This window comes from Pseudosulfitobacter pseudonitzschiae (genome assembly GCF_900129395.1).
GTDB lineage: Bacteria > Pseudomonadota > Alphaproteobacteria > Rhodobacterales > Rhodobacteraceae > Pseudosulfitobacter > Pseudosulfitobacter pseudonitzschiae.
The window spans coordinates 427,585-451,743 of sequence record NZ_FQVP01000004.1; the positions used below are offsets into that span (position 1 = coordinate 427,585).

Sequence of the window (24,159 nt, forward strand, 5' to 3'; positions counted from 1 at the left end):
GATCACGCACGTTGAAGGAGAAAGACATGACCACTTACAAACTCGCATTGATCCCCGGTGACGGCATCGGCGTTGACGTGACTGACGCGGCGATGACCGTGCTGGACGTTGCGGCGAAACGGTTCGGTTTTGCGCTGGAGCCGCAGACCTTTCCGTGGTCCTGCGACTATTACCTCAAGACCGGCGCGATGATGCCCGCAGACGGAATCGAAACCCTGCGCGGCTTTGATGCGATCTTTCTGGGTGCCGTTGGCTGGCCCGACACGGTGCCGGATTCGGTGTCGCTGCACGGGCTTTTGCTGCCGATCCGCAAGGCGTTCGATCAATACGCCAACATCCGCCCCCACCGTATGCTGGCGGGGGTCGAGGGGCCGCTGAAAGCGTCCGAGTTTGACATCCTGTGCATCCGTGAAAACACCGAAGGCGAGTATTCCGGTGCCGGCGGGCGCGTGCATCAGGGCAAGGGCAACGAGGTTGCCGTTGAAACGTCCATATTCACCCGCGTGGGCGTGGAACGCATCCTGCGCTTTGGCTTTGAGCAGGCGCAGGCGCGGCGCAAGCATCTGACGTCGGTGACCAAATCGAACGCACAGAAATATTCGATGGTGTTCTGGGACGAGGTCACGCGCGAACTGGCCGCCGAATACCCCGAGGTGACGGTCAGCCACATGCACATCGACGCGATGGCGGCCAAGATGGTGATGAACCCGCAGGATCTGGACGTGGTCGTGGCGTCGAACCTGTTTGGCGACATCCTGACCGATCTGGGGGCGGCCATTCAGGGCGGCCTTGGCTTTGCCGCTTCGGCCAACATCTGTCCCGACCGCTCTGGTCCGTCGATGTTTGAACCGGTGCACGGGTCGGCCCCCGATATTGCGGGCCAGAACATTGCCAACCCGATTGCCGCGATCTGGTCCGGTGCGCAGATGCTAGAGCATCTGGGCGAGACAGACGCCGCCGCCGCCGTGCTGGACGCGGTCGAAGCCGCGACCGCCAAGGGCATTGGCACGCGCCCGGGCCAGAACACGACCGATGATATAACGGCGGCCGTTTGTGCCGCGCTGGAGGCTTGACCATGACCATACACAACCCCATTACCACCGACCTGCGCAGCCGCCTGGCCGACCCGGATCTGTTCCGCGAGGCCGCACTGATCGACGGCACGTGGATTGCCCGCGCCGATATGCCTGTCACCAACCCCGCGACGGGGGACGTGATGGGGCATATGCCCGACAGCACCGCCGAGGAAACCACAGCCGCCATTGCCGCCGCCGATGCGGCGATGAAAGGCTGGCGGGCGCGCACGCACATCGAGCGCGCGGATATCCTGATGAAATGGCATCAGCTGATGCTGGATCATGCCGACGATCTGGCGCTGATCCTGACCGAGGAACAAGGAAAGCCGCTGGCCGAGGCGCGCGGCGAGGTAATGTACGGCGCATCCTTCGTGCGCTGGTTCGCGGAAGAGGGGCGGCGGATCAACGGGCATATTATCCCGTCGCCGGTCGCGGGCAAGAAGCTGTTTGCCATGAAAGAGCCCGTGGGCGTCTGTGCGATCATCACACCGTGGAACTTTCCCATCGCGATGATCACGCGCAAGGTTGCACCGGGGCTGGCGGCAGGCTGTACGATGGTCATCAAGCCGTCGGATTTCACCCCCTATTCCGCGTTGGCGCTGGCTGTGCTGGGCGAACGGGCGGGCATTCCCGCGGGTGTGCTGAACATCCTGACAGGTCGCCCCGAAGCGATCGGCGCGACGCTGACGGCATCGCCGGTGGTGCGCAAACTGTCGTTCACCGGATCGACGCGCGTGGGGGCGCTGCTGGCGGAACAATGCGCGCCGACGCTGAAGAAAATGTCGCTGGAGCTGGGTGGCAACGCGCCATTCATCGTTTTTGACGACGCCGACCTGGATGCGGCGGTCGAGGGCGCGATGCTGTCGAAATTCCGCAACGGCGGGCAAACCTGCGTGTGCGCCAACCGCATTCTGGTGCAGTCGGGCATTCACGACGCGTTCGTGGCGGCCCTGGCAAAGCGTGTGGACGCGCTGACGGTTGGCCCCGGCACGGCAGAGGGGACGATGATCGGTCCGATGATCAACACCGCGGCCATCGCCAAGATCAACGCCCATGTAGAGGACGCGCTGTCCAAGGGCGCCAACCGCGCGACACAGTCCCGCGACCTGGGCGCGCAGTTTGCCGATCCGGTGGTGCTGACCGGGGCCACGACCGACATGAAACTGGCGGATGAGGAAACCTTTGGTCCCGTTGCCCCGATCTTCAAGTTCGAGACCGAGGCCGAGGCGCTGGAGATTGCCAATGGCACGCCCTTTGGTCTGGCGGCCTATTTCTTCACCACCAACATGGCCCGCGCATTCCGCTTTGGCGAGGCGTTGGAGGTGGGGTTGGTTGGGCTGAACACCGGCGTTGTCAGCCACGCCGAAGCACCGTTCGGAGGCGTGAAATCCTCGGGGCTGGGCCGCGAGGGCGCACAAGAAGGGATCGAAGAGTACCTTGAAACCAAGGCCTTCCATTTTGGCGGGCTGGACGCCTGAGCTATCAGGATCGCTGAAGAAACAGGGGGTAAGGACCGAAAGGTTCCTTGCCCCTTTTGCTAGAGGGCGCTCTGTTCTTGCGGTTTGCGCCGTGCTTTGAAATGTGTGTTCTTCGCCTTGGGCGAGGATTTTCGGGGCCAAAAGTAACAAAGGGGCGTGGACCATGCCGGATTTTTCATTCGAGCTTGAGATCGGGGGCCGCGTGGCCGGCGTGGACGAAGTGGGGCGCGGGCCGCTGGCGGGGCCGGTGATGGCGGCCGCCGTGGTGTTGAACCCCGATGACATTCCCGAGGGGCTGAACGATTCAAAGGCGCTGAGCGCCAAGCGGCGCGAGGCGCTGTATGCCGAACTGATGGCGCGGGCTGACGTGTCGGTGGGCAGTGCCTCGGTTGCCGAGATTGACGAACACAACATCCTGCGTGCTTCGCATATTGCCATGGTGCGCGCCATTGCGGGGCTGTCGGTGCCGCCCGATCATGTGCTGATTGACGGGAACATGGTGCCGCGCGGACTCAACCTGGCGGCGACTACAGTCATCAAGGGCGATGCCCGGTCCCTGTCGATTGCGGCGGCTTCAATTGTGGCAAAAATCAGGCGCGATCGGCTGATGGTGGATTTGGCGCAACAGCATCCGGGCTATGGCTGGGAAACGAACATGGGTTATCCGTCAAAAAGCCACAGAGAGGCGTTGCAGAATATTGGTGTCACCCCACACCATAGACGTTCGTTTAAACCTGTACACAATATCTTGTATCAAGAGAAATAGTTAAGCAATTGATTCAATAAAGAAATTGACCGCGAATCAGCTTTGACTCATCTTTGTCCACAACCAACGAGCCCAAAATGGGCCGCGGATAGAGGCAGATATGATGACAAAGACCAAGAGCGCCGTGGCGCTTCCCTTGAATGAAATCATTGCGGGCGATTGCATTGATGTGATGAACAGTCTTCCGGCAGAGTCGGTTGACCTGATCTTTGCTGATCCACCCTATAACCTGCAGTTGCGTGGTGACCTGCACCGGCCCGACAACTCCAAGGTGGATGCGGTCGACGATGCCTGGGACCAGTTCGACAGTTTCAAGGTTTATGACAAGTTCACCCGTGCTTGGTTGAAAGCCGCGCGCCGTCTGCTGAAGCCCAATGGCGCGATCTGGGTTATTGGCAGCTATCACAATATTTTCCGCGTCGGCACGGCACTGCAGGATGCGGGCTTTTGGATTCTCAACGACGTGGTCTGGCGCAAGTCGAACCCGATGCCCAACTTTCGCGGCAAGCGGTTCACCAACGCCCACGAGACGATGATCTGGGCCGGCAAGGACGAATCCAGCAAATACACCTTTAACTACGAAGCGCTGAAGGCGCTGAATGACGGCATCCAGATGCGCAGCGACTGGGTTCTGCCGATCTGCACCGGTCACGAGCGTCTGAAAAACGAAGATGGGGACAAGGCGCATCCGACGCAAAAGCCCGAGGGCCTGCTGCACCGCCTGCTGGTTGGCTCGACCAACCCCGGTGACGTGGTTCTGGACCCGTTCTTTGGCACCGGCACCACCGGCGCCGTGGCCAAGATGCTGGGGCGCGAATTTATCGGGATCGAGCGCGAAGAGGCGTACCGCAAGGTCGCCGCGAAACGCATCGCTGCCGTGCGCAAGTTCGACCGTGAGGCGCTGGCGGTCAGCACCTCGAAACGTGCCGAGCCGCGCGTGCCTTTCGGCCAGCTGGTCGAGCGTGGAATGTTGCGTCCGGGCGAACAGCTGTATTCGATGAACAACCGTCACAAGGCCAAGGTCCGTGCCGATGGCACCCTGATCGGTGACGATGTCAAAGGGTCGATCCATCAGGTCGGTGCCCATCTTGAGGGCGCACCCAGCTGCAACGGCTGGACCTACTGGTGCTTCAAACGCGAGGGCAAGACCGTGCCCATCGACGTGCTGCGCCAACAGATCCGGTCCGAAATGCACGACTGATCCCCGCGGGATCATCTCACCACAGTTTTACCAACACCGCTGGTGCCCCCGCGACTTTCACCCATTGTCGCAATCACATGGGGCGCCTACCTATGCCCCGCCTTCATGGCGGGGCTTTTTTCGTTTCAGGGCCTTAGCGCGGGCGCGGATTGGTCGCCTTGTTATAGGCGGTCCAGTCGGTGATCTCGGGGTAATACATATCCCGCCAAGCGCGCACGCGGGGGTGCATGATGCGCTTCCAGACACGTGGCAGCATCGCGGCCATGGTCATCACCGGATAGCCATAGGGCAGCTGCGGTGCGTCCGCCTCGGTGTGGTTTTGCAGCACGGGAAAGCGGCGGTCGGGTTTGTAATGGTGGTCCGAATGCCGTTGCAGGTTGATCAGCAGCCAGTTCGACGCGCGGTGGGTGGCGTTCCACGAATGGCGCGGATGGACGTGTTCATATTTGCCATCCCCCAAATGTTTGCGCGTCAGCCCGTAGTGTTCGATGTAATTGACGAGCTCAAGCTGCCAGATCGCGACACCCGCCTGCAACAGGAACAGGCCCAGCCCGGCCCAGCCGCCAAGGGCAAAGGCCAGCACCAGAAAGGTGCCCTGGAGATACCAGTATCTGAAAAACGGGTTCGACATATCGCTCCACGGCAGGTCCTTGCGGGCTAGCATGTCCTTTTCGGCGTTCCACGCGCTGATCAGAGATTCCTTCAGCACCCGGGGGTAGAACCGGTAAAAGGTTTCGCCCATGCGCGCGGTGACCGTGTCGCGCGGGGTGCCGACATAGCGGTGGTGCACCAGCATGTGCTCGGACCGGAAATGCGAATACAGCACCATCGCCAACAGCACGTCGGCGCACCAGCGTTCCAGCTTTGACCGTTGGTGCATCAGTTCGTGGGCATAGTTGATGCCCACGGTGCCGGTCACGGCGCCGACGCCAAAGAACAGCACCAGCTTTTCCAACACGCCCAGATGGTCGGCCGGGGCGACGTACCAGATCAGCGCGAACAGGTTGATGAATTGCAGCGGTGCCCAGGCGATGGTGATGGCGCGGTACCAGAACAGATCGTCGTCGTCGGTGTCCGGGTCCGCGTTGTCAGGGTCCAGCCCCACGGCAAAATCCAGCGCCACAAACAGATACCACGTGAACACCGGCAGCAGGATCACGGTCCAGCCGCCGGTCACGGCACAGGCCCAGGCCAGCGGGATCAGCAGCACCGACAGCGCATAGGGCGCGGCGCGGGTCAGCTTGGCCATCTCAGCGGCGGGGATATAGGACGATGATGTCATGGTGCACACTCGGCTGGGCGGTTGATTGCCTTGAATATAGCGCAGCGTGCCTATGAACCAAAGGGTGCTTAATGCCGCGTCAGGTCAAAGGCCTTGCGCATCACCGTAGGCAGGTCCGAGGGGCCGAACTCGGCTTGGGTCATGAACCGGCCCGTGTCGGGTTCGGCGTCGGTTTCGGCCAGCATCACCGTCAGGATCAGGTGGAAATGCGTAAAGGTGTGGCGCACCTCGCCTTGCAGGACAGTCCAGTCGGCATTGACCGGCGGCGTGCCTGCGGGACGGTCCATGCTGACATCCACCCAATCCGATCCGGGCCAGCCCAGCATCCCGCCCAACAGGCCACGGTCGGGGCGGCGTTCCAGCAGATAGGCGCCATCGGGGCGGCGCGCGACATAGACGGTGCCGTGGCGGATCGGCTTGGCCTTTTTCGGTGTCTTCTTTGGCAGTTCCGCCGCCGTGCCCCGTTGGCAGGCCAGGCAGGGATCGCGCCACGGGCAGATGCCGCAGGCGGGGGATTTGGGGGTGCAGATGGTGGCACCCAGATCCATCACCGCCTGGGCATAGTCACCGGGGCGCTCGGCAGGCGTCAGCGCCTCGGCGTGGGCCATCAGGATCGGTTTGGCGACAGGCAGGGGCGTATGTTCGTCGTAGATTCGCGCCATCACCCGCTCGACGTTGCCGTCCAGCACCGCATGGGGCAGGTCAAAGGCGATCGAGGATATGGCGGCGGCGGTATAGGGACCGATCCCCGGCAAGGCCAGCAGCGCCGCGTGATCGGCGGGAAACTGGCCACCATGGTCTGCCACGACAGCACGGGCGCATTTCAACAGGTTGCGGGCGCGGGCGTAATAGCCCAGCCCCGCCCATTCGGCCATCACGTCGCCGTCCTCGGCGGCGGCCAGATCGGCGACGGTGGGCCAACGCGTTGTGAAACGGGTGAAATAGTCCTTTACCGCGGCAACCGTAGTCTGTTGCAACATCACCTCGGACAGCCAGACCGCATAGGGATCGGGACGCGTGCCGGCGCGTTTGTCCGCAGGCGGCGTGCGCCATGGCATCACGCGGGCATGGACATCGTACCAGTCCAGCAGGTCTTTGGCGCGTTCACGCAAGATTTATGCCCTTCTCTGGCGGCTATGTCTGGCAGCGGGCGCGCAAATCTTTATGATCCGCACCAACCTTTGGGGGAACATAGTCATGGCGCGGCGTCCTGCCACCACAAAAGGGTTCAAACGAACCTCTGCCTTGCTGACGGGGCGCATTCGCACCGCAAGCGAAAGCCGTGGCTTTGCCCAATCGCGCCTATTGACCCATTGGGCCGAGGTGGTCGGCGCCGACATCGCCGCCATCGCCCACCCGGTCGAGGTCAGCTATGCCCGCGGGGGAATGGGGGCGACGCTGACCTTGCTGACCACCGGCGCGCAGGCCCCGATGCTGGAAATGCAAAAGGAACAGCTGCGCACCAAGGTGAACAGCGTCTATGGCTATAACGCCATTGCCCGTATCCGCGTGACCCAGACCGCGCCCACCGGCTTTGCCGAGGGGCAGGTGGCCTTTGGTCAACGCAAGGCCGCTGCGCCGAAAGAGATCGACCCCAGCCTGAAAGCCAGGGCCGCCGAGACAACCGCCCCCGTGGCCGACGAGGGCCTGCGGGCCGCGTTGGAACGTCTGGGCACCAATGTACTGACAAAAGCAAAACGCTAAGAGGTAAGTTTCATGAAAAGATTGATCGCAATTGTGGCCGCCGTGGCGGTCGTCGCCGTCGCCGCATGGTTCGTCGTGGGCCGCACCACACCTTCGGCCACGCCGCTGGCCGCAACCGTGACCACGCAGCCCGCCGAGGGCGAAAGCGCCATCGACATTTCGGACGTGCAGGAGATGCAGCAAGGCAACCCCGACGCGCCGGTCACCATGATCGAATATGCCAGCTATACCTGCCCGCACTGCGCTGCCTTTAACACAGGCCCCTATAAGCAGTTGAAAAAGGACTATATCGACACCGGCAAGATCAACTTTATCTACCGCGAGGTCTATTTCGATGGTCCCGGCGTGTGGGCGTCGCTGCTGGCGCGCTGTGCCGGTCCTGAAAAGTTCTTTGGCATCACCGACCTGCTGTATGCCAGCCAGTCTAACTGGGCCAATGCGGGCGGGCGTGATCCCGTGGCGATCTCGGCCGAGCTGAAAAAGATCGGGCGTCTGGCGGGCATGGATGGCGACAAGATCGAAGCCTGCATGCAGGACGACGAACAGGCCAAGAAAATGGTCGAATGGTTCAAGGTGAACAGCGCCAAAGATGACATCACCGGCACGCCCAGCTTTGTCATCAACGGCAAAACCTACAGCAACATGTCCTATGCCGACATGAAAGAGACCCTTGACGCGGCAGGTGCCAACTGATGGCGGCACCGCTTGCTGGTCTGAAAGTTGTTGAATTGGCACGTGTTCTGGCCGGCCCCTGGGCCGGTCAGACGCTGTCGGACCTGGGCGCCGAAGTGATCAAGGTCGAAGCCGCCGCAGGTGACGACACGCGGCAATGGGGCCCGCCCTTTGTGACGCGCGACGACGATGTATCGGCCTCGTATTTCCACTCGGCCAACCGGGGCAAGGCGTCGATCATTGTCGATCTGCGCACCGCTGAAGGACAGGCGCGCCTCAAGGGGCTGCTGGCCGATGCGGACATCATGATCGAGAATTTCAAGGTGGGCGGTCTGGCCAAATACGGTCTGGACTATGCTTCGCTCAAGGATGACTTCCCCAAGCTGATCTATTGTTCGGTCACCGGCTTTGGCCAGACCGGTCCCTATGCGCACCGCGCGGGGTATGATTTCATCATCCAGGGCATGTCGGGCCTGATGTCGATCACCGGCGAGCCGGACGGCCAGCCGCAGAAATCCGGCGTGGCGATCACCGATATTTTCACTGGTGTCTATGCGACCACCGCCATTCTGGCCGCCGTCCACCAGCGCAGCCAGACCGGCAAGGGACAGCAGATCGACATGGCCCTGCTGGACGTGGCCGTGGCGATCACGGCCAATCAGGCGATGAACTATCTGACCAGCGGCATCCCACCGGGACGCATGGGCAACGCACACGTGAACCTGACGCCCTATCAAGTGTTCGATTGCGCCGACGGGCATATCATCATCGCCACCGGCAACGATGGCCAATACCAGCGCCTGTGCCGCCTGCTGGGACTGGACGACATGGCGACGGCCCCCGAATTTTTGAAAAATTCGGACCGGATCGCGAATCGTGACGAGATGACCCGCAAGCTGACCGCCGCGACCGTGTTGCGCGGGCGGGATGATCTGCTGGCGGCCTGCGAGGCCGAAGGCGTGCCCGCAGGGCCGATCAACGACATGGCTGACGTGATGGCCGACCCGCAGATCGTTGCACGCGGTATGCAGATCGAGCTGGACGGTGTTCCCGGTGTGCGCACGCCGATCGTGTTTTCGGATGCGGAGCTGTCCCTGCACCGGCCTGCGCCGAAGCTGGGCGAAGACGATAAACGGATGTAAGCGTGTCGGGGGATCTGCCCCCGGTGCAACCGCGCCGTCCCCCGGGATTTTCTGAACCAGAGAGGCAGTCTAGGGCTGCGGCAACGCCTTCAGATGGGTGTCCAGGGCCGAGGCATCCTCGAAGTGCAGGCGAACGGGCAGGGTGATGACCCGCGACCGGAAAGCCGCAGGCAGGCGGGCGGCGTCCTTTTCCGTTGTGACCAACTGCGCGCCACGGGCGCGGGCATCGGCGTCCAGCCGTGACAGCAGGGCAGTCGACAAGGTTTGATGATCGCCCAAGGGTTCGGCGTGCACGATGGTGGCCCCCAGATCCCGAAGGGTGTCAAAGAATTTTTGCGGTCGACCAATGCCCGCAAAGGCAAAGACCGGTGTGTCGGTCCAGTCCATGCCGGTTTGCAGCGGCTTCAGCTCGGCGCGGACATGGGGCAGCGTGGTCTGCGGCTGAAAGCTGGCCTGATCCCCGGCGCTGCCGATGCTCAGCAGGATGTCGGCGCGGGCCAGCCCTGCACTCACAGGTTCGCGCAGCGGCCCCGCAGGCAAGCAACGCGCATTTCCAAATCCCGTGGCGGCGTCCACCACCACGATGCTGATGTCCTTGGCCAGATCGGGATTTTGCAGCCCGTCATCCATGATCACCACGGTTGCCCCGGCCTCTTGCGCTGCACGGCCCCCGGCGGCGCGGTCGCGCGACACCCAGACCTCGGCAAAGGCGGCCAGCAGCAGCGGCTCGTCGCCCACCTGTTTGGCGGTGTGGCGGGCAGGGTCCACGCGCACGGGGCCGGTCAGCGACCCGCCATAGCCGCGCGTCACGATGTGGGGCGTGTGATACAGGTCGCGCAGCTTTTCGGCCACGGCAATCACCGTGGGTGTCTTGCCAGTGCCGCCCGCATTGATGTTGCCGACGCAGACCACCGGTATGTCCAGCCGCTGTGGCGTGCCCTTGGCCAGCCTGCGGGCGGTCGCGCTGGCATAGAGATGGCCCAAGGGGGCCAGCAGGCGGGCCTGCCATGCGGGGCGGTCGGGCGGTGTGTTCCAGAAATCAGGCGCGCGCATCAGTTTAATCCATCCTGTCGGGCATCCAGGCTGTCGTTTAACAGGGTGATGATCCGCTCGACCGTGTCGGCCCCCTCGGTCACAACGTCCCAGCCCGCCATCGCCATCTTGGCGGCCTGATCCGGCGCGATCAGCCATGTCACCGCAGCCCCCAGGCTTTCGGCATCGTTGACGATGCGGGCCGCACCGGCATTGGCCAGCCTGCGATAGGCGTCCAGATGCTTGCCAACACTGGGACCATACAGCACCGCGGACCCCAGCGCCGCTGCCGCGAACGGGTCTTGCCCGCCTTGGCCCGTTTCCAGCGAACCGCCAAGGAAGGACACCGGTGCCACGCGGAACCACAGCCCGGATTCATCGGGCAGATCGGCCAGCAGCACGGCAGTGTTGTCGTCGGGATAGGTGCCGTCGGACCAGCGCACCATGCGCAGGGCGTCCAGGACACACAAGTTGGCGGCAAAGGCGTCGGCGGCGGCATCGCGCGGGTTCAGGATCAGCAAAAGCCGGTGCGACAGGCGCTGGGCACGGCGGTGGGCGGTCAGCACGGCAGAGACTTCGGCGGCCGTCACACCCGAGGCGAACCAGACCGGGCGACCGGACAGCGCTTGCGACAGGTCGTCCACATCCTGCGGCGACGCAGGCAGCGCCTGACCGCCCGACACCAGCGGCGCGGTGCGGTCGATCTTGGCCTCGGGCACGCCCAATTGCCGGACCCGCGCCTCGGCGGCATCGCTGCGGGCCAGCACCTTGTCGAAAAGCGCCAGCAACTGGCGCGGCACCTCTGTCAGCCAGCGGTCGCGGCGGGTGTCAAAGCCATCGGCGCCCGCATCAATCAGGAACATCGGATGGCCAAGGGCTGCGGCAGCCTCAACCAGATTGGGTTGCAGCGCGCCCCAGGTCCAGATCACCGCGTCGGGTTTCCAGTGGGCGGCAAAGGCCGCCGTGGCCGCGGGATGTTCGGGCGGCAGGGCGGCGGTCAGCAGGCAGGGATCGTCACAGGCCGCAGGCTCCGTCGGGGCGGTCAGCAGCACGTGCAGACCAAAGCGTGCGGCAATCAGGCGGCGCGCCAGATCGCGCACCCGCACCTCGCTGCCCGGCTCGGCGGCATGCAGCCACACCAGCTCGCCATTCGGGCGCGGCACATAGTCGGGCAGCTTTGGCACCGGCCCGCGACGGGTCAGCGCCCTGTAGGCTGCAAATCCCAGCGAGCGGGCCATGGGTGCGGATCAGCCCAGTTCTTCGGTGGGCGTGGCTGCGTTTTCTTCGTCACGCAGGCGGTGCAGGTGGGCGATGTAATACCGCATATGCGCATTGTCGACGGTGCGCTGGGCTTCGTTCTTCCAGGCGTCATAGGCGCTGGCATAATTGGGAAAGATGCCCACGATATGCAGGTCGTCGACGTTTTTGAACACATTCTCGGAGGGTGTCACAAGCTCGCCTCCGAAAACGAGGTGCAGGCGTTGGGTCATGGGATGGGTCCTTTGTTCGGGCGGCATGTCTGGCCGGGTGCAGTGTGCGCAAGGCCGCGTGTCGGGGTCAAGGTGATGGTGGTTTCAAGGCCGCAAACAGGCCCGCGTGCACCACGGGGGTGGCTGCGATCACGCCGTCCAGCGTGGGGTGCGGGTTGTTGAACCGCAAGGGCAGGCCCGCGCGGTCGGTGATGGTGCCGCCCGCCTCGCTGACGATCAGCGCACCGGCGGCGATGTCCCATTCCCAACTATCGCGCAGGGTCAGCATACCGTCAAAGCGGCCCTCGCCCACCAGCGCAAGCCGGTAGGCCAGCGAAGGACGGTGACCGCGTTTCAGCGCAGGGGGCGTGCCGTCGCGCCAGTGGTGGGGTTGCATCGCGGGCTTGGTCACCAGAACGGAACAGTCCTGCATCCGCTCGGTGTCCGAGACGGCCAATGGCGCGCCGTTCAGCGCAGCCCCCTGTCCCAGACCCGCCGTATAAAGCTTGTCCAGCATCGGCAGGTAGACGGCGGCGGCGGTGATCTGGCCGCCCTCGGCCACGGCGATGCTGTGCGCCCATGTCTTGCTGCCTTCGACAAAGCTGCGGGTGCCGTCGATCGGGTCGATGATGAACACCGTGTCCCGACCCAGCCGCGTTGCGGTGTCCTCGCTTTCCTCGGACAGCCAGCCATAGCCGGGGCGCGCAGTGCGCAGCATGTCGGTCAGCATGTCGTTGACGGCCAGGTCGGCCTCGGTCACCGGACCTGCGCCGCCGGGCTTGTCCCAGCGTTGCGCGTCAGGGCCGGTAAAGCTGGTGGCGATCCGACCCGCCGCGCGCGCGGCGTCGATCAGCAGGGGAAGATCAGCTGCCGGCAAGGGTCATTCCCGGAACCAGAAGCGACGGCACAACGCGGCTCAGGTGCGTGCGCGCATCATTGGCGGGCACGATGGCGCGCAGCATGTCACGCAGGTTGCCCGCGATGGTGCATTCGTTGACGGCATGGGTGATCTCGCCGTTCTCGACCCACAGGCCCGCCGCGCCGCGGGAATAGTCGCCGGTGTTGGGGTTGATGGTCGACCCGATCATCGAGGTGACCAACAGGCCGGTGCCCATGTCGCGGATCAGATCTTCGCGGCTGGCGGTGCCTTGGGTCAGTTCCACGTTCCAGATGCTGGGCGACGGACCTGACGAGGTGCCGCGCGCCGCGTTGCCGGTGGATGGCATGTCCAGCTTGCGCCCAGTCGCCAGATCCAGCGTCCAGCCGGTCAGCACGCCACCATCCACAATGGCGCGGCGACGGGTCGGCAAGCCTTCGGCATCAAAGGGACGCGATGCGGAGCAGCGGGGGCGGTGCGGGTCTTCGATCAGTGACAGGTCGTCGGGCAGGACTTTCTCACCCAACGCCCCCAACAGCCACGACGACCCGCGTGCGATGGCTGCACCGTTGACGGCAGACAGAAGGTGGCCGATCAGGGTCGAGGAGACACGTTCGTCAAACAGCACCGGATAGGTGCCGGTGCGCGGTTTGCGCGGGTTCAGGCGGGCGATGGCCCGTTCGGCAGCCTCGCGGCCAATCTCTTCGGGGCTGCGCAGGTCGGACTGAAAGATGCGCCCGTCGCCGGAATAGTCACGTTCCATGCCAGCACCTTTGCCCGCGATGGCGACACAGCTGATGCCACGGTCGGTGCGCCCGTAGCCACCGGCAAAGCCGTTGCTGGCCGCGATATGCACCTGCCGCGCGCCATAGGCCGCCGAGGTTTGCGACACCTGGCTGATGCCGTCCTGTTCCAGGGCTGCGGCCTCGGCGCGGCGGGCGTTGTCCTCCAGCGTGGCGGCGTCGGGTTCGGGCGCGGGATCGGCCAATTCCAGTACAGAAACGTCCCAGTCTTGTACCAATTGTTCGGGATCGGCGAGGCCGGCATAGGCATCTTCGGGCGCTTCGCGTGCCATCGCCACCGCGCGCAGGGCCATCTCGGAAATCGTCCGCTCTGAAATGTCGGAGGCTGACACATTCGCCACACGCCTGCCGACAAAGACCCGCAGGCCGATGTCCATGCCTTCGGACCGTTCGGCATGTTCCAGCGCGCCGGCGCGCACGTCGACGGACACCGAAGTGCCCTGAACCGCGACCGCGTCGGCGGCATCTGCACCTGCGTCGGCGGCGGCTTTGAGCAATTGGTCGGTCAACGCCTCAAGGGAACGGGTCATGAAAATCTCCGGCTGAATTGGGCATGAGGTAGCCCCCACGCCCGCTGCGCACAAGGGGGCGGGCCTGTGGCGTCCGAAAAAGACGCGGCAAATGCGCGTGATGTCTGCGGATCGGGCGATGCTGGTCGGGCTGCGGTCTCTGCCGCAAGAGGCGGCACAGGCCGGTCCTGCGATCATTGGTCTGTGCAAAGAAAAAGGGCGATACCTGCGTACCGCCCTTTGTGCTTTTCGGTTGAACCGCTTATTTCAACCGCTGGCCGTTCGCCAGAACGTGGCCCTCTTCATTGATCTCGATCTTGGATTTCAGCGTGTCCTCGCCGTCACCCGGTACGGCAAACAGCCCCATCATCATCCGCGCGCCCATGGCTTGGTCTTCGGGCAGCAGGCCCATCGCCACCAGCTTGTCGATCAGCCCGTTGCCGCCGACCAGAGTCATGTCAATGCTGCCTGTGGGCTTGGGCATGCCGTCAAAGGTGGTCATGTCGCTGTTGTCAAAGGTAAAGGCCCCCGAGCCGTTCAGCTTGGCGCCTGCGGCCTCGACGGTCACATCCTTGACATCCAGCGCATTCAGCTCGCCCGGTGCCTCTTCCGATGCTTCCATCGCTGCGGCCGCATCCGGGTCCATGTAATTGACCATCAGAGTTGCCTTGCCCGCCAGATCGACGGCGACAGTGGCCGGATCGCGCGGCAGTTGCGCTTGGGGATCGAACATGCCCCACAGCACGTCGGACATGGTGAACCCTTCCAGCGCCAGTTTCAGGCCGAAATCCTGTTCCTCGTCCGATTTCTGCACGGGGATCATCAGGCCGAACAGCATGTTTTCCATGTTCAGATCCATCGGCATCGGCATTTTCGACATCAGCGCCTTGATCGCCAGACCGGATCGCGAACTGGAATAGGACAGCCCGTCTTCGGACATTGCCACTGTTAGGACACCGCCGGTCGACGAGGTGTTCACCGTGCCGCCACCGTCGGGGCCGTCAACGCTGATTTCTGTCTTGCCGTTGCCATGGGTGAACTCGCCCTCGAAGCCGAACCCGGCGTTGATCATCGCATTCACGTCAGAGGGGTCGTCGACGGTCGGGATGTCGCCGCCGCCGGTGAACGACATGCTGTCCACACCGCCGTTGATCGTGGCCGATCCGTCGTCGTCGGGGCTGGCAAAAGCCATGTCATAGGTCACGGGGCCGGTTGTCATCGTCTGGCTGACATTGCGCAGATCGCCTTGAAGAATCCGCGACACGCCGCTCATATCGGCCAGCGACACGTCAACGCGCGCGACTTCCGGGCCGAAGGGTTTGCCATCGACGGTCAGTTTCGCCAGTTTCATCCCCACGCTGTCGGCAGAATAGGTATAGGTCAGGTCATCAGGGTCACCGGTGACCACCATGTCAAAGCCGTTTTGGACATAGTCGATGACCAGGTCGAACGGCTTGCCATCCTCGGGTGTGCCGTCGACCGTGATCGCGCTGGTCGCGGGGACCTGAATAGACACGCTGCCATCGCCCACTTCGGTAAAGGTCACGCTGTCCATGGTCATCGCGGCTTTGACCGTGTCCTCGTCGGTGGACATGTCAATTTCCATGCGTACGTCGGACACCGTCAGCGTGTCGCCCGACTGGGCTTCGGTGCCGGTCACCTCGTAGCCCATATCGCTCATGTAATCGCGCCAGTTGTTCCAGACGTTGGCGGCGGTTAGATCGGCATATGCCGCAGAGGTCCCAAGGCAAATGGCGAGGGCGGTGCTGCTGGAATAGCGGGCAAAACGGGTCATGAAATCAATCCTTCAAGGGGCGGTTGAACGCGAGTTTGCGCTATCGTGTTGCAGGGTCGGGAGCACGTCAAGGGGGAGGAGGGTCGGGATTCTCCCCACTGGACGCGGGCCTTGTTGCGCACTACCCCTTGGGCGCAAACAAATAAAGGACCCGGCAAATGGACATGACAGGACAAGTGGTGATGATCACCGGCGCGAGCCGTGGCATCGGGGCCGAAACCGCGCGGATTTTCGCCGGCGCGGGGGCAAAGGTGGCGCTGCTGGCGCGCAGCGAGAACGATATTGCCGAGCTGGCGGGCGAGATTGGTCCGGCGGCGATTGCGATTCCCTGCGATGTCAGCCATTATTGGGAGGTCGAGGCGGCGGTGAACGCCACGGTCAAGACCTTTGGCGGGCTGAACGTGCTGATCAACAATGCCGGCGTGATCGAACCTATCTCGCATCTGATCGCGGCCGATCCTGCCGAATGGGCCAAGGTCATCGACATCAACCTGGGCGGCGTGTTCAACGGGATGCGCGCGGCGGTGCCCGAGATGATCAAGGGCGGCGGCGGTTCGGTGCTGACCATCAGTTCGGGTGCGGCCCATGGGCCGGTCGAGGCCTGGAGCCACTATTGCGCCTCCAAGGCCGCCGTTCACATGCTGACCGCCTGTCTGGACAAGGAAAACGCCGCCGACGGCATTCGTGCCATGGGCCTGTCTCCGGGCACCGTTGCCACCCAGATGCAGCGCGAGATCAAGCAAAGCGGCGTCAATCCAGTCAGCCAGCTTGACTGGTCCGATCACATTCCCGCCGACTGGCCCGCCAAGGCGCTGCTGTGGATGTGTTCCAAGGATGCGGACGGCTATTGCGGTCAGGAAATCTCGCTGCGCGATGAGGACATCCGCGCCAAGGTCGGCCTGTCGTGATCGAGATTGCCAAGGACGGTGGCGTCTGGACGGTTACGATCAACCGTCCGGACAAGGCCAATTCGCTGACGCCCGAGATGCTGGCCGAACTGGCGGATATTGCCGAAAGCGCCACAGAGGCCCGCGCCCTGATCCTGACGGGGCGGGGCAAGGTGTTCAGCGCCGGTGCCGATCTGGATGCGGCGCGCGCGGGCATGGCCACCTCGGCGGATTGGGAACGGCTGTCGTCGGCCATTGCGCGGCTGCCGGGGCTGACCATCGCTGCGCTGAACGGCACGCTGGCGGGCGGGTCAACCGGTATGGCGCTGGCTTGCGATATGCGGATTGCCGTGGCGGGAGCCAAGTTTTTCTATCCGGTGATGAAGCTGGGGTTCCTGCCGCAGCCGTCGGACCCGGTGCGCATGGCGGCGCTGATTGGCCCCGCGCGGACCAAGCTGATCCTGATGGGCGGCCAGAAGATCGACGCCGACACGGCCCTGGCCTATGGGCTGATCGATCGCATCGTGGATGCCGATGCGCTGGTGCAAACCGCGCACGACATCGCGGCGGACACCCTGGCCGCCGATCCGGCCATCGCCCGTCAGATCAAGGCGATGTGCAACCCCGGCTAACCCTTCATCTTGCCAGCGCCGGGGGCCGCGCCCCTAACGCCCCCGCCGCTTTCCCGGCACCTTCGAGGCAAAGCCGGGCGGGCGCTTGGCCACCCAATCCAGAAACCGCGCCATCCTTGGATCGGTGCGGATTGCCTCGGGTGTGTTGTATTGCCGGGCCAGCTCGGCCTCGGTGAAGGTGCGGTGCACTTCGCGGTGGCAGATGTGGTGCAACAGCACCACCGGCCCGCCCTTGCCGCCTTTCAGCTTCGGGATCAGGTGGTGCAGGCTTTGCGGAACGTCGCCGGGAATCGGGCGCAGGCACAGCGGACAGGTGGGCGTTTGGCTGTCATCGGGCATCGTCGGGCTTGATCCTTTGGCGGCAGGCGGGCAAGACGGGGTGTTCGCGAAAGGAAATGACCTTGCAACACGATCTGTCCACAAAAACCGCCGCCGTGATCGGCGCAGGCCCCGCGGGGCTGATGGCGGCAGAGGGTCTTGCGCAGGCCGGTGTTCAGGTTTGCGTCTATGAGGCCAAGCCCTCCGTGGGGCGCAAGTTCCTGATGGCGGGCAAGTCGGGGTTGAACCTGACCATGGACGCGCCGCTGGACGCCTTTGTCCCCCATTATGCCGAGGCCGCTGACAGGTTGCGCCCGATCTTGCAGGGCTTTGATGCCGCTGCCGTTCAGGATTGGGCGCGCGGGTTGGGACAGGAGGTGTTTACCGGCTCATCGGGACGTGTGTTCCCTCGCGCGATGAAAGCATCGCCGCTGTTGCGGGCCTGGCTGGTGCGGTTGAATGATTTGGGCGTGCAGGTGCAAACCCGCTGGCGCTGGACCGGATTTGATGGTGACGCGCTGACCTTCGATCAGGGTCGCGTGACAGCGGATGTGACCGTTCTGGCGCTGGGCGGTGCCAGTTGGGCGCGGCTGGGGTCGGATGGGGCATGGGCGGACATCCTGCGCGGGCAGGACATCGCCGTGACCCCCTTTGGTGCAGCCAATGTCGGGTTGCAGGTGGCGTGGTCGGCGCATATGGCACCGCACTATGGCCAACCGGTCAAGGCGGTCGCATGGCAGGCCGGCGACCTGTCGTCGCGCGGTGAGGCGATCCTGTCGGCCAAGGGGCTGGAGGGGGGCGGTATCTATTCCATCGCCCGCGCTGTGCGCGAGGGGGCGGCGTTGAGCGTGGATTTGATGCCCGACCAAACCGTGCAACAGGTTGCCGACCGGCTGGCGAAGAAACGCGGCAAGGAAAGCCATGCAAATCACATTCGCAAAACCCTGAAGCTGGAGCCGCTGAAGCTGGCGCTGGCGCAGGAATGGGCGCGGCCCTTGCCGCAGGACCCGCAAGCGCTGGCGCGGCTGCTCAAGGCGCTTCCCGTTGCCCACGTCGGCCTGCGCCCGCTGGACGAGGCGATTTCAACCAGCGGCGGGCTGTCCTTTGACGCGCTGGACGGGGCGTTGATGCTCAAGGCACGTCCGGGCACTTTTGCGGCAGGTGAAATGCTGGATTGGGAGGCCCCCACAGGCGGCTATCTGATCACTGCCTGCATGGCGACAGGGCGCTGGGCCGCGCAGGGGGCCGTGGCCCACCTGCAAGCCACCTAGTGTTTCAGGGCTGCGTGGAACGCGGGACGGGCCCGCATCCGTTTCAGGTAATCCTGCAACTTGTCGTCCAGCGGCGGAAAGCCCGCGCTTGCCCCCCAGCCCATGCAATGCGCCGCCAGAATGTCCGGTACGGTCATCTCGTCCCCCATCAGGAACTCTGACTGAAACCGGTTCGACAGGATCTGCATGGATTCGGCGTAGTGGTCGTGCATCCGCGCCTCGAGCCCCGGCACAGCGTCCTTGTGGCGCGCGTTGGTCCACAGGGTCGCGTCGACCTCGTCGATCAGCCAAAGGGTCATGGCATCCTGTTGCGCGCGCTGCGGCGTGCCTGCGGGGGCGGTGAACCTGCCGTGTTTGTCGGCAAGATAGGCCATGATCGCCACGCTGTCGGTCAGGATGTGACCGTCGTCGACCAGCGCGGGTATCTTGCCCAGCACGTTGTATTTCAGCGCGGTGTCCGAATTCGGGGCAGCGGGGTCCTGATCATAGGTTTCGCCCAGTTCCTCAAGCAGCCACATCACGCGCAATGTGCGGGTCCTGGTGGCGCCGATGACAGTGTACATGAAGGGGCTCCTGAATGTGTTTGAGCCGATCCAAAGGGTTTTCAACCGGAGTATCAAGGGGCCAGATGCTGGCACGGCCATGTTTCAGATTTGTCGATGGAGTACTGACAGGAATTGTCATCAAGCCCGCCTAGGGTGTCGCCATCACATCAAGGAGAGAACAGATGGCACGAACAGGGTCCTGCAATTGCGGCGCGGTCCGCTATCGCATCACGGCGGATGTCCGTCACACCGGCGCCTGTCACTGCGGCATGTGCCGCAAGTGGTCGGGTGGCGTGTACCTGGGGGTAGAGGTGGCGCCCGCGGATATGAATATCGAAGGGCTGGACAGGCTGACCACCTACACTTCGTCCCCCTGGGCCGAGCGGGCATTCTGCGGCACCTGCGGGTGCAACATCTTTTACCGTGTCACCGCCCCCGGTCCGCATCAGGGCACCTATCACGTCGGGTTGGGCACGATGGATGACACGAGCGGGATCACCTTGACCGAGGAGATTTTCATCGACCGCAAACCACAGGGCTATGCCTTTGCCGGTGACACCCGCAAGATGACCGAGGCCGAGGTGATGGCGATGTTCGCCCCGAATTAACGCGCGGCCAGCATCGCCAGCCGGATAAAGGCGCGTTCGACCAGCGCCATGGCGGGCGCGTGCTGTCCGGCGGAGCGCAGGGCAAGGTCGGTGTCCGTCAGCACCGTCAGCGCGGTTTCCAGCTTGGCCGGTCCCCAGTTGCGCGCCTGTGCCAGCATCTTGTCCCGGTTAGGCCCCCAGATTTGCGGGCGTCCCGACGTGTCCACGGCGGCGCGGTGCAGGCTGCGAAAGTGGCGCATCGCGCCGATGCACAGGGTCACGGCGGTCACGCCCTGCGCCTGCAATTTGCGCATCACCGGCCCGATGTCGGCGGCCCGGCCATCTCCCACCACCAGCAACACGTCGTCCACATCCGCCTCGGTCGAAGTGGGGGCGTTGGCGACGATGTCCTCGGCGGTCAGCGGGGTGTTGTCGCCGTGTTTGTACAGGCTGATCTTTTCCAGCGTCTGGCGGAAATCGCCCGGGTCCAGCGCGCGCGCCAGATCGGTCAGCATATCCATCACTGCCCGGTCCGGGGCTGTCACGCCCGCCTCTCGCAGCGATGTCTCGATCTCGTCGCGGGTCGGCGGGTTGTCATAGATGCCGACGGCCAGCGCCGATTTGTGACCCTCAAAGGCCTTGCGCAGCTTTGACGTGGGTTTCAGCGCGCCTGCGGATACGATGATCTGGGCATCGCCTGCCTGCCAGTCCTTCAGCGCCGCGATGATCGTCTCGGCGGTGTTCTCATTGGCATCCTCGACAAAGGCGGCGCGCGGGCCGGGGAAGAACCCGATGGCCTTGATCGCGTCCAGCAGCATCGCGGGGTCCTTGCGCAATTCGGCGGCGGGAATGCGGGTCAGGCGCATTTCCTCTTCGCCCTTGTCGCCGATCAGCGCCTTGAGCAACTGTTGACGTTTCAGGGCCACACGCATGGCGTCGGCCCCGTAGATCAGGATGCCCGTGCTGTTCGGGTCGGGTTTGGCAAAATAGCCGTTCGCCTGTGCGCCGGCCAGTTTCATAGCTTGGTGGCAAGCAGCCGGTCGACGACCATATCACCCAGTGTGGTCATCAACCGCTTGCGGGCGTCGCGTTCGGCGGCCAGCGTCGCGACGGTGGTGCCCGTGGCAGAGTAGCCGGTAAAGTTGGTGACTGTGCCGGTGCCGACAATCGCGCCGTTTGAGGCGTTGGTCAGGATATAGGTGGCCGTGCCCAACAGGTTATAGCGGTCGATGTCGCCATCGGAGTCGATCGCCAGCCCTTCCTGGGTGACGATCAGGTCGATGCCCAGGTCGAATGAAGCATCGCTGGGGCGGCCCAGTCGGCGTTCGATCTGTTGCAGCATGAGCTGGTCGTCGCGGGTTTCGGGCGCCTCGACCAGCACTCGCCCCTGCAAAGCCGTACCTGCCCCCTGTGGCCCGTAAACCGGCGTAAAGCCGCAGGCCGCCAGAAGGGGCAGCGCAAAAAGCGTTTTATACAACGACATTGACGATCCGTCCCGGCACCACGATCACCTTTTTCGGCTGGCCCCCGTCCAGGGCCTTTTGAACAGGTTGGCTGGCCAGCGCCAGCTTTTCAACATCTTCCTTCGACATGTCGGCGGGAACCGTGATTTCGCCGCGCCGCTTGCCGTTGATCTGGATCGGCAAGGTCACGGTGTCGTCCACCATCATCGCTTCGTCCGCTTGCGGCCAGTCGGCCAGCGTGATCAGCCCGGCACCGCCCTGATGCGACCAGATCGCTTCGGCCAGGTGCGGTGTCATCGGGGCCATCAGTTGCGCCAGCGTCATGATCGCCGTGCGTTGTGCCGCATGGCCTGCCTTGGATTTCTGCAAGGTCGCGGTAAAGGCGTACAGCTTGGCAATCGCTGCGTTGAAGCCAAAGGATTCAATCGCCACGGTCACATCGTGAATGCATTTGTGCATGGCACGCAGCAGGTCGTCGTCGCCTTCGCCCGCGGCATCCGCGTCCATGTCGGTGATCCGGTGCGAGATGTTCCAGACCCGGCTGAGGTGCTTGTACGCGGCCTCGGCCCCCGAGGCGGTCCATTCCACGTCGCGTTCGGGCGGGCTGTCGGACAGCACGAACCACCGCGCGGTGTCAGCGCCGAAAGAGGAGATGATGTTCAGCGGGTCGACCACGTTGTTCTTGGACTTTGACATCTTGGCGGAGGGGACGATCTCGACCTCGGCACCGCCGTCTTTCAGGAACGCCTTGTCACCTTTCAGCTCGACCGCTTCGGGGTAGTGATAGACCGGGCGGCCGTTGTCGCCGGGGGTCTGGTAGATCGCGTGGGTTACCATCCCTTGGGTGAACAGCGCATCGAATGGTTCGATGGCGCTGGCCGGCAGGTGGCCGGTGATCTGCATCGCACGGGCGAAGAAACGTGAATAGAGCAGGTGCAGAATCGCATGCTCGACCCCGCCGATGTATTGATCGACGTTCATCCAATAGGCCGCATCCTCGGCCACTGTGGGTGTGTCGGCGCGCGGCGCGGTGAAGCGGGCGAAATACCACGACGAATCAACGAATGTGTCCATCGTGTCGGTTTCGCGCTGTGCCGGTGCGCCGCATTTCGGGCAGGCGCAATCGCGCCACGTGGGGTGACGGTCCAGCGGGTTGCCGGGGGTGTCAAAGCTGACGTCATAGGGCAGCTCGACCGGCAGGTTCTCTTTCTTCTCGGGGACCACGCCGCAGGTGTCGCAATGCACGACCGGAATCGGGCAGCCCCAATAGCGTTGCCGCGACAGGCCCCAGTCGCGCAGGCGGTATTTGGTCACGCCCTGACCCACGCCGTTGGTTTCGCAGGTTTCAATGGCCTCGATGATGGCGGCATCGCCGGTCATGTCGCGCGGATCGCCGCCCAGCGGGCGCACAAAGTGCACGGTCACGTCCTTACCGGGGACAAAGGCGGCTCCGCCGTCCTCGGGGGCGGTGAACCCTTCGGTGTTGGTGGGGGCAAAGGTGGACGTTACCGGCAGGTCGTATTTGCGGGCAAACTCCAGATCGCGTTCGTCATGCGCGGGGCAGCCAAAGATCGCGCCGGTGCCGTAATCCATCAGAATGAAGTTGGCGATGTAGACGGGCAGTTCCCACGACGTGTCAAAGGGATGCCGTACGCGCAGGCCGGTGTCGAAGCCCAGCTTTTCGGCGGTCTCGATCTCGGCGGCGGTGGTGCCGCCCTTGCGGCACTCGGCGTTGAACGCGGCCACTTCGGCGCTGTTGCGTTCCAGCGTCTTGGCCAGCGGGTGATCGGGCGAGATGCCGACAAAGGACGCACCGGCCAGCGTGTCGGGGCGGGTGGTGTAAACTTCGATACGATCAAAGCCATCAGGGGCGGGCGCGCCATCATCCGGCTGGCCGATCAGCGAAAAGGCGAATTGCAGCCCGCGCGATTCGCCGATCCAGTTTTCCTGCATCAGCCGCACCTTGGCGGGCCAGTTGTCCAGACCGTCCAGCGCGTCCTTCAACTCTCCGGCCATGTCCGAAATCTTGAAGAACCATTGCGTCAGTTCGCGCCGCTCGACCTCGGCGCCCGAACGCCAGCCCTTGCCGTCGATGACCTGTTCGTTGGCCAGAACGGTCATGTCGACGGGGTCCCAGTTTACCTGGGCGTTCTTGCGGTGCACCAGGCCGGCATCAAGGAAATCCAGGAACAGCGCCTGTTGCTGGCCGTAATATTCGGGATCGCAGGTTGCGAATTCGCGTGACCAGTCGATGGACAGGCCCAGCGGCTTCATCTGGCCGCGCATGTCCTTGATGTTGTTGTAGGTCCAGTCGCGCGGGTGGCCGCCGATGGCCATCGCGGCGTTTTCCGCAGGCATCCCGAAGGCGTCCCAGCCCATCGGGTGCAGCACGTTGTGCCCCGTCGCCATCTTGTAGCGCGCGACCACGTCGCCCAGCGTATAGTTGCGCACGTGACCCATGTGGATGCGGCCCGACGGATAGGGGAACATTTCCAGCACGTAATACTTGGGGCGGCTTTCGTCGCGTTTGGCCTGGAATATTCCGGCCTTGTCCCATGCATCCTGCCAGCGGGCTTCAATATCGGAGGGGGTATAACTGGGCATGTGCTGCTGTCCTGTATGACACGAAAACGCCGGGCGAATGGCCCGG

General features: G+C 63.8%; 24 protein-coding genes. 11 read left to right on the forward strand and 13 right to left on the reverse strand.

The window, feature by feature from the left end; translation table 11 throughout:
• The first annotated feature begins 26 nt into the window (after positions 1-26).
• From BUC08_RS13825 to BUC08_RS13840, 4 genes are all read left to right on the forward strand, one after another.
• On the forward strand, positions 27-1,073 hold the full coding sequence (locus tag BUC08_RS13825) for a tartrate dehydrogenase (protein ID WP_037923078.1): 1,047 nt from the start codon (positions 27-29) through the stop codon (positions 1,071-1,073).
• 2 nt (positions 1,074-1,075) lie between these two features.
• On the forward strand, positions 1,076-2,554 hold the full coding sequence (locus BUC08_RS13830; protein WP_051694013.1) for an NAD-dependent succinate-semialdehyde dehydrogenase: 1,479 nt from the start codon (positions 1,076-1,078) through the stop codon (positions 2,552-2,554).
• A 163-nt stretch (positions 2,555-2,717) separates the two neighbouring features.
• Positions 2,718-3,320, forward strand: a complete 603-nt coding sequence (locus BUC08_RS13835) for a ribonuclease HII (RefSeq protein WP_037923081.1) — start codon at positions 2,718-2,720, stop codon at positions 3,318-3,320.
• A gap of 100 nt (positions 3,321-3,420) precedes the next feature.
• Positions 3,421-4,521, forward strand: coding sequence for a site-specific DNA-methyltransferase (locus BUC08_RS13840; RefSeq protein ID WP_037923088.1), 1,101 nt, complete (start codon positions 3,421-3,423; stop codon positions 4,519-4,521).
• A gap of 133 nt (positions 4,522-4,654) precedes the next feature.
• Here BUC08_RS13840 and BUC08_RS13845 read toward each other — a convergent pair whose 3' ends face one another.
• Entirely contained in the window at positions 4,655-5,803 is a 1,149-nt protein-coding gene (locus BUC08_RS13845) for an alkane 1-monooxygenase (RefSeq protein WP_037923090.1), read from the reverse strand.
• A 68-nt stretch (positions 5,804-5,871) separates the two neighbouring features.
• The gene (locus tag BUC08_RS13850; RefSeq protein WP_234973760.1) at positions 5,872-6,861 is read right to left on the reverse strand and encodes an A/G-specific adenine glycosylase; all 990 of its coding nucleotides are present in this window, start codon (positions 6,859-6,861) and stop codon (positions 5,872-5,874) included.
• A 139-nt stretch (positions 6,862-7,000) separates the two neighbouring features.
• Here BUC08_RS13850 and BUC08_RS13855 point away from each other — a divergent pair, with 139 nt between their 5' ends.
• Genes BUC08_RS13855 through BUC08_RS13865 form a run of 3 tightly spaced genes read left to right on the forward strand, consistent with a single transcriptional unit; the run spans position 7,001 to position 9,321 of the window.
• Positions 7,001-7,507: a DUF721 domain-containing protein gene (locus tag BUC08_RS13855; protein ID WP_037923096.1), complete on the forward strand. Its 507-nt coding sequence runs from the start codon at positions 7,001-7,003 to the stop codon at positions 7,505-7,507.
• Positions 7,508-7,519: 12 nt separating this feature from the next.
• The gene (locus tag BUC08_RS13860) at positions 7,520-8,200 is read left to right on the forward strand and encodes a DsbA family protein (RefSeq protein WP_037923099.1); all 681 of its coding nucleotides are present in this window, start codon (positions 7,520-7,522) and stop codon (positions 8,198-8,200) included.
• Entirely contained in the window at positions 8,200-9,321 is a 1,122-nt protein-coding gene (locus BUC08_RS13865; RefSeq protein WP_037923101.1) for a CaiB/BaiF CoA transferase family protein, read from the forward strand. The genes BUC08_RS13860 and BUC08_RS13865 overlap by 1 nt, the downstream gene beginning before the upstream one ends.
• A gap of 69 nt (positions 9,322-9,390) precedes the next feature.
• Here the strand turns inward: BUC08_RS13865 and lpxK are convergent, their stop codons facing one another.
• The 6 genes from lpxK to BUC08_RS13895 form a co-directional block, all read right to left on the reverse strand.
• Positions 9,391-10,374, reverse strand: coding sequence for a tetraacyldisaccharide 4'-kinase (lpxK, locus tag BUC08_RS13870; RefSeq protein ID WP_174861747.1), 984 nt, complete (start codon positions 10,372-10,374; stop codon positions 9,391-9,393).
• The gene (locus BUC08_RS13875) at positions 10,374-11,591 is read right to left on the reverse strand and encodes a 3-deoxy-D-manno-octulosonic acid transferase (RefSeq protein WP_037923102.1); all 1,218 of its coding nucleotides are present in this window, start codon (positions 11,589-11,591) and stop codon (positions 10,374-10,376) included. Before BUC08_RS13875 ends, lpxK begins: the two co-directional genes overlap by 1 nt.
• Before the next feature lie 9 nt (positions 11,592-11,600).
• Entirely contained in the window at positions 11,601-11,843 is a 243-nt protein-coding gene (locus BUC08_RS13880; RefSeq protein ID WP_028955381.1) for a DUF4170 domain-containing protein, read from the reverse strand.
• 67 nt (positions 11,844-11,910) lie between these two features.
• Positions 11,911-12,699 (reverse strand): inositol monophosphatase family protein, encoded by a 789-nt coding sequence (locus tag BUC08_RS13885; protein WP_037923103.1) that lies wholly within the window; start codon positions 12,697-12,699, stop codon positions 11,911-11,913.
• Positions 12,686-14,032, reverse strand: coding sequence for a TldD/PmbA family protein (locus BUC08_RS13890; RefSeq protein ID WP_037923104.1), 1,347 nt, complete (start codon positions 14,030-14,032; stop codon positions 12,686-12,688). The genes BUC08_RS13885 and BUC08_RS13890 overlap by 14 nt, the downstream gene beginning before the upstream one ends.
• A 241-nt stretch (positions 14,033-14,273) precedes the next feature.
• Complete coding sequence (locus BUC08_RS13895) at positions 14,274-15,806, reverse strand: DUF2125 domain-containing protein (protein WP_037923110.1); 1,533 nt, start codon at positions 15,804-15,806, stop codon at positions 14,274-14,276.
• A gap of 158 nt (positions 15,807-15,964) precedes the next feature.
• On the opposite strand from BUC08_RS13895, the gene BUC08_RS13900 reads away from it, so the two are divergent.
• Both BUC08_RS13900 and BUC08_RS13905 read left to right on the forward strand, forming a co-directional pair.
• The gene (locus BUC08_RS13900) at positions 15,965-16,714 is read left to right on the forward strand and encodes an SDR family oxidoreductase (protein WP_037923113.1); all 750 of its coding nucleotides are present in this window, start codon (positions 15,965-15,967) and stop codon (positions 16,712-16,714) included.
• Positions 16,711-17,325: an enoyl-CoA hydratase/isomerase family protein gene (locus tag BUC08_RS13905; RefSeq protein ID WP_037923115.1), complete on the forward strand. Its 615-nt coding sequence runs from the start codon at positions 16,711-16,713 to the stop codon at positions 17,323-17,325. Before BUC08_RS13900 ends, BUC08_RS13905 begins: the two co-directional genes overlap by 4 nt.
• A 33-nt stretch (positions 17,326-17,358) precedes the next feature.
• Here BUC08_RS13905 and BUC08_RS13910 read toward each other — a convergent pair whose 3' ends face one another.
• Positions 17,359-17,664, reverse strand: a complete 306-nt coding sequence (locus BUC08_RS13910; RefSeq protein ID WP_037923118.1) for an HNH endonuclease family protein — start codon at positions 17,662-17,664, stop codon at positions 17,359-17,361.
• A 56-nt stretch (positions 17,665-17,720) separates the two neighbouring features.
• Between BUC08_RS13910 and BUC08_RS13915 the strand changes: the two genes are divergently transcribed.
• A complete protein-coding gene (locus BUC08_RS13915; RefSeq protein ID WP_037923120.1) occupies positions 17,721-18,914 on the forward strand; it encodes a TIGR03862 family flavoprotein in 1,194 nt (397 codons plus the stop codon).
• Here BUC08_RS13915 and BUC08_RS13920 read toward each other — a convergent pair.
• Complete coding sequence (locus tag BUC08_RS13920; RefSeq protein ID WP_037923122.1) at positions 18,911-19,477, reverse strand: glutathione S-transferase family protein; 567 nt, start codon at positions 19,475-19,477, stop codon at positions 18,911-18,913. The genes BUC08_RS13915 and BUC08_RS13920 overlap by 4 nt on opposite strands.
• A 164-nt stretch (positions 19,478-19,641) precedes the next feature.
• Here BUC08_RS13920 and BUC08_RS13925 point away from each other — a divergent pair, with 164 nt between their 5' ends.
• Positions 19,642-20,067 (forward strand): GFA family protein, encoded by a 426-nt coding sequence (locus BUC08_RS13925; RefSeq protein WP_037923125.1) that lies wholly within the window; start codon positions 19,642-19,644, stop codon positions 20,065-20,067.
• Here the strand turns inward: BUC08_RS13925 and holA are convergent.
• Genes holA through leuS form a run of 3 tightly spaced genes read right to left on the reverse strand, consistent with a single transcriptional unit; the run spans position 20,064 to position 24,113 of the window.
• Complete coding sequence (gene holA, locus BUC08_RS13930; RefSeq protein WP_037923128.1) at positions 20,064-21,065, reverse strand: DNA polymerase III subunit delta; 1,002 nt, start codon at positions 21,063-21,065, stop codon at positions 20,064-20,066. The two genes, BUC08_RS13925 and holA, sit on opposite strands and share 4 nt — an antisense overlap.
• On the reverse strand, positions 21,062-21,529 hold the full coding sequence (gene lptE, locus BUC08_RS13935; protein WP_037923130.1) for an LPS assembly lipoprotein LptE: 468 nt from the start codon (positions 21,527-21,529) through the stop codon (positions 21,062-21,064). The genes holA and lptE overlap by 4 nt, the downstream gene beginning before the upstream one ends.
• Entirely contained in the window at positions 21,516-24,113 is a 2,598-nt protein-coding gene (leuS, locus tag BUC08_RS13940) for a leucine--tRNA ligase (protein ID WP_037923132.1), read from the reverse strand. The genes lptE and leuS overlap by 14 nt, the downstream gene beginning before the upstream one ends.
• Positions 24,114-24,159 lie beyond the last annotated feature (46 nt).